5 protein-coding genes and 1 pseudogene are annotated in these 4896 nt (G+C 62.8%); 3 read left to right on the top strand and 3 right to left on the bottom strand.

The features are described 5' to 3' along the window. The 3 genes from gatB to AC2VOU_RS17180 all read left to right on the top strand — a co-directional run. Positions 1-1122, top strand: a 1122-nt coding sequence (gatB, locus tag AC2VOU_RS17190) for an Asp-tRNA(Asn)/Glu-tRNA(Gln) amidotransferase subunit GatB (RefSeq protein ID WP_486958453.1), incomplete at its 5' end; no start/stop codon positions are given. 158 nt (positions 1123-1280) lie between these two features. Beyond that, entirely contained in the window at positions 1281-1706 is a 426-nt protein-coding gene (locus AC2VOU_RS17185) for a GNAT family N-acetyltransferase (RefSeq protein WP_486958452.1), read from the top strand. A gap of 137 nt (positions 1707-1843) precedes the next feature. Next, positions 1844-2503: a cysteine hydrolase family protein gene (locus AC2VOU_RS17180; RefSeq protein ID WP_486958451.1), complete on the top strand. Its 660-nt coding sequence runs from the start codon at positions 1844-1846 to the stop codon at positions 2501-2503. Between the two features lie 62 nt (positions 2504-2565). Here AC2VOU_RS17180 and AC2VOU_RS17175 read toward each other — a convergent pair whose 3' ends face one another. The 3 genes and pseudogenes from AC2VOU_RS17175 to AC2VOU_RS17165 all read right to left on the bottom strand — a co-directional run. Next, complete coding sequence (locus tag AC2VOU_RS17175; RefSeq protein ID WP_486958450.1) at positions 2566-2733, bottom strand: universal stress protein; 168 nt, start codon at positions 2731-2733, stop codon at positions 2566-2568. A 100-nt stretch (positions 2734-2833) separates the two neighbouring features. Then, positions 2834-3442 (bottom strand): annotated as a pseudogene (locus AC2VOU_RS17170) (universal stress protein); the annotation flags it as partial. A gap of 155 nt (positions 3443-3597) precedes the next feature. Continuing rightward, on the bottom strand, positions 3598-4896 hold a 1299-nt coding region (locus tag AC2VOU_RS17165; RefSeq protein WP_486958449.1), incomplete at its 5' end, for a sensor histidine kinase.

Genomic DNA, 4896 nt, shown 5'->3' with positions numbered 1-4896 from the left:
AGCACCTGGCGAGTCGACATCGAGCGTGCCCACATGGAGGAAGACACCGGCAAGCTGACCCACTTGGGCAGCGACACCGGCCGCATCGCCGGTGCGACGACCTCGCTGGCGGATTACAACCGGGCCGGGGTGCCGCTGATCGAAATCGTCACCAAACCGATCGAAGGCACTGGCGAACGTGCGCCAGAGATTGCCCGCGCTTACGTGACGGCGTTGCGAGACCTGTTGCGCGCATTGGATGTTTCCGACGTCCGGATGGATCAGGGGTCGATGCGCTGCGACTCCAACGTGTCACTGAAGCCCAAAGGCGCGACCGAGTTCGGCATTCGCAGCGAGACCAAGAACGTCAACTCGCTCAAGAGCGTCGAGGTCGCCGTCCGCTACGAGATGCGGCGCCAAGGAGCTGTTCTGGAATCCGGTGGCCGAGTCATCCAGGAAACCAGGCACTTCCACGAGGACGGCTTCACCAGCCCGGGCCGCACCAAGGAAACCGCGGAAGACTACCGCTACTTTCCCGAGCCCGACCTCGAACCGGTCGCACCCAGCGGCGAACTCGTCGAGCGCCTACGCACGACCATTCCCGAGCTACCTTGGCTGCGGCGCAAGCGGATTCAGCACTACTGGGGCATTTCTGATGAGGTGATGCGCGATCTGGTAAACGCCGGTGCCGTGGATATGGTCATCGCGACCGTCGAACAGGGGGCGTCCAGCGAATCCGCCCGCGCCTGGTGGGGCAACTTCCTGGTGCAGAAGGCTAACGAGGCCGGTGTCGCGCTCGACGAATTGCCCATCAGCCCAGCGCAAGTCGCGGCGGTGGTGGCGCTGGTCGACAACGGGACGCTGACCACCAAGCTGGCTCGCCAAGTGGTCGAGGGTGTGCTGGCCGGCGAGGGCGACCCCGAGCAGGTGATGACGACACGCGGGTTGGCGGTGGTGCGCGACGAATCGCTGATCCAGGCCGCTGTGGACGATGCGCTGGCGGCCAATCCCGATGTCGCCGAGAAGATTCGCGGTGGAAAAGTGCAGGCTGCCGGTGCGATCGTGGGCGCGGTGATGAAGGCCACCAAGGGGCAGGCCGATGCCGCCCGGGTGCGCGAACTGGTGCTTGCTGCCTGCAGCTAACCGAAAACGGTGTCAGGACGCTGAACACGTGTGCCAGCGGCTGACCCAACGCCGTCCTATCCTCGTGGCAAATGGCATGGCCGCAGTCGGTTCGATAGCCAATCGCTCCGCACTCCACATCCAGTGGCTCCAGACCGTTCAGCCGAAGGGAGTAAGAGGTGGAGATCGAGTTCAGCACCAACTTGGCTCGGGTGGAACGCAATTGGCTGTGGCGTGAATTGACTGACCATGCCTACTGGGCCAAGTATCGGACCCGAGAAATGTTCGACCAACAACTCGACGCCGCTTGGCGAGTGGTGGGGGCCTACGCGGCCAATGGCGGCCAGATGGTGGGATTCGCACGAGCGTTCTCCGACGGCGCTGCGTTTGCTTACCTCGCCGACGTCTATGTCGACCGCGCCAGGCGTGGTGTTGGAATCGGAGCCGGAATTGTGCAGGTGATGATCGACGAAGGGCCAGGTCGTGATTTCCGCTGGATGCTGCACACCAACGACGGGCATGCGCTGTACGCGAAATTCGGCTTCAACGCACCCGACGGTACGTTCATGGAGCGCGCCAGTCGGTTACCGCACGTGCCTGGCTGACATCGATCGCCGACCTGACGGTATCCCTAAACAAGATCAGGCCAACGGTTTTCGGCGCTTGCAGCACTCCGGTGTGGACGACGTTGCGTCCGATCGCAATCGGCTGAGACGTTCAGGTGTGCCGCTATGCTGCGAGTATGGATCCGCTCGTTCGGCCGCGCTTCGAGTCCTCGGCGTTGCTGACGATCGACGTTCAGGCCGACACCCTCGACGGCGGGACTCTCGAGATCCCCGGCACTTCAGCCGCCGTGCCGCAGATCGCCGCACTGTGCCGGGCATTTCGAGGCGCAGACTTGCCGATTGTGCACGTGGTCAGGCTCTATCTTGCCGACGGAAGCAATGCCGAGCCGGTGCGTAGATCACTTGTTGCCGGCAGCAGTCCGATGCTGCGCCCGGGCACACCCGGGCGCCTGCTGGCGCCAGACATTTCGCCCGATCCGGCCACGCAATTCGACGATGAACTCCTGCTGTCAGGACATCCACAGCGGCTTGCCGAGCGCGAGATCATCCTTTACAAACCGCGGTGGGGCGCCTTCTACAGCACCATCCTCGATGACTACTTGCGCGAGAATCTGATCGACACCGTGGTGGTCGCTGGGTGCAATTATCCCAACTGTCCACGCACATCCATCTACGAGGCCAGCGAGCGCGACTATCGCGTGGTGCTCGTCGAGGATGCGGTATCCGGCCTCTACGAACGCGGCCGCGCAGAGATGGCAGACATCGGTGTCACGCTGCAACCCGCCGATCGTGTCATAGCCGGCCTCAGCCAATTGACCGGCGATAGCGGCGGTTAGCTCCAGCAGCGCGTCGCGTTTGCGGCCAACGCCGTAACTAGCGCGCCGTGTCGACCGGGGGATTAGTGGTTGCGGGCGACAATCACCGGTGTCCGCGAAGCGTGCGCCACCGCGGTGCTGACCGAGCCGAGAGCCATCCCGGCGAAGCCGCCGCGGCCGTGACTGCCGACCACGACGAGCTGGGCGGTCGCAGAGAGCTGGATAAGGTGAGCGGCCGGACGATCGTCCATGACCGCCCGCTGCACGTGGACGTCTGGGGTAACGCTTCTGATAACCAGCCAGCCGCTCGGCCAGCATTTCGCCGACACCGGCAAGGCCCTCGGAGTACTTCGTGCTCAGAATCTGCGACAGTTCGGTGTCGCTGGCCGCGTGCAGCACCAACAGATCGGCGCCTCGCATCGACGCCTCCCTGAACGCGATCTCAGCCGCGACCTCCGACGATGCCGAACCATCGAATCCCAGTAGTACCGGCGATTTTGGGTCTTGGGAAGACAGCGAAGGGCCGCGGTCGATTACCGCTACCGGGCAGTGCGCGTGGCGGATCAGGGCATTACTCACCGACCCCAGCAGCCAACGACGCAGTGCGCCCCGCCCGTGACCGCCGACGACCACCATCTCCGCATCTTTGGACATGTCGATACGCGCCGGAGCAGGCCGCGAAAAGAACACGCGGCGCCTAACATCCTCTGGTGCATTGTCTTTCATGGACTCGTTGATATTGGCCACGGCATCGTCGAGGATGGCGTCTGCGTCGGTTTCGTAGAGTTCGCGTAGATCCGGATTCGACCGTCCCGGAGACGGCATGGCAATGGCTTGCACCAACGTCAGGCGAACCTGGCGGTTGGCTGCCTCGTATGCCGCCCACCGGACAGCCGCATCGGCGTCCCCTGATCCATCGACGCCCACGACAATGCCGTAATACGCTTTAGAATATGACATTCCGCTGTCCTCATTCTTGCCGATATCCGGTGAGAGCGGCTCGACTTCGACGTTAGGATCTGTCGCCGACGCAAGGTAGAGGCGTGAGTCCCGCGCACGGTGGCCATAGGACCTTCGAGCCGAAAGCTGACGCGGGTGCTATCCACAGACGCCCATCAGTCGATGAGCGGCGCCGTCCAGCGAATGAGCGTTCCGCCCGACTCCGGTGTACTGATCGAGCAGGCGCCACCCGCCTGCTCGGCGCGACGATGTAAGTTCGCCAACCCGCTTCGTCGCTGGTTGTACTCTGGGATCCCGCAGCCGTCATCGGCGACATCAATCAGGAGTTCGTCGCCGACCTTTACCACGATGTTCAGATGAGTTGCGCCAGAATGCCGCACGGCGTTGCTGACAGCTTCGGCGACAACGGCCTCCGCGTGTTGGGCCAACTGAGGACCGACCGCGGTCATCGGGCCGGACACGTGGAACGTGGTAGTGATGTTGCGATTCTTAGTCAGGTCGGCGACGGTGTTCTGGATTTTTCGACGGAATCCGCCTTCGTCGGTGCTTGAGGATTGCAACTCGAAGATGGTGTTGCGGATGTCCTCGATGGTGTTCTGCAGATCGTCGATGGTCCCGTTGAGTCGCGCAACCAGATCGGGGGAGCGGGTGCGCGCAATGGTTCCCTGTAAGTCCAGGCCGATCGCAAACAGCCGTTGGATCACGTAGTCGTGCAGATCATGCGCGATTCGCTCACGATCGGCCAGAATCGACAGCTCACGAGTGGTTTCGCTGTTCGTCGCCAAGGCCAGTGCTAGCGCGGCCTGGCTGGCGAAGTCGCCGACCAAATCGAGATAGCTTGAATCGAAGGGTATCTCGTCGGCGCGGCGCGCGACAGCAATCACTCCTGTGATCGTTCGTTCGTATCGCAGCGGCATGACGATCGCCGAGCGTTCACCCGCGTCGGTGAACGCCTGGATCGGATATCGAAAAGATTCGGTGATCATCGGCGATCCGGTGCGAAAGACATGACCGGTTGTCGAGCCGTCGACCGGCACCTCTTGACCGAGTACCTCTTCGGCGTGCACCCCGACCGCGGCAGACACGATGAGTGTGTCGATGTCTTCGGCCGGCAGGTCGGCATCGGAAGGGGTGAGCACGATCGCCTGCTCGGCATCCGCCAGCTTGTGGACTTGCGCGGCGATCAGTTGAAGGGGCAAACGTCTGGACTCGGCACCCAAGAGTAGCTCGGTGATGATCCGTCGGCTGGCTTCCAGCCAATCCGCGCGCCGCTCACTGCGTTCGAACAATTGAGCGTTGTCAATGGCCACCGCTGCGGCCGAGGCGAACACCCGCACCGCGATTTCATGCGATTCGCTGAACGTCCATCCAAGTCGGTCGTCGGTTAGATAGAGGCCACCAAAAATATTGTCCCGGATCATGATTGGCACACCGAGAAAGGCGCGCATGCGAGG

The organism is Mycobacterium sp. TH-M25, from assembly GCF_057473665.1.
The sequence above is the reverse complement of the archived record's forward strand: the minus strand, read 5'-3'. Positions and strand labels throughout refer to the sequence as shown.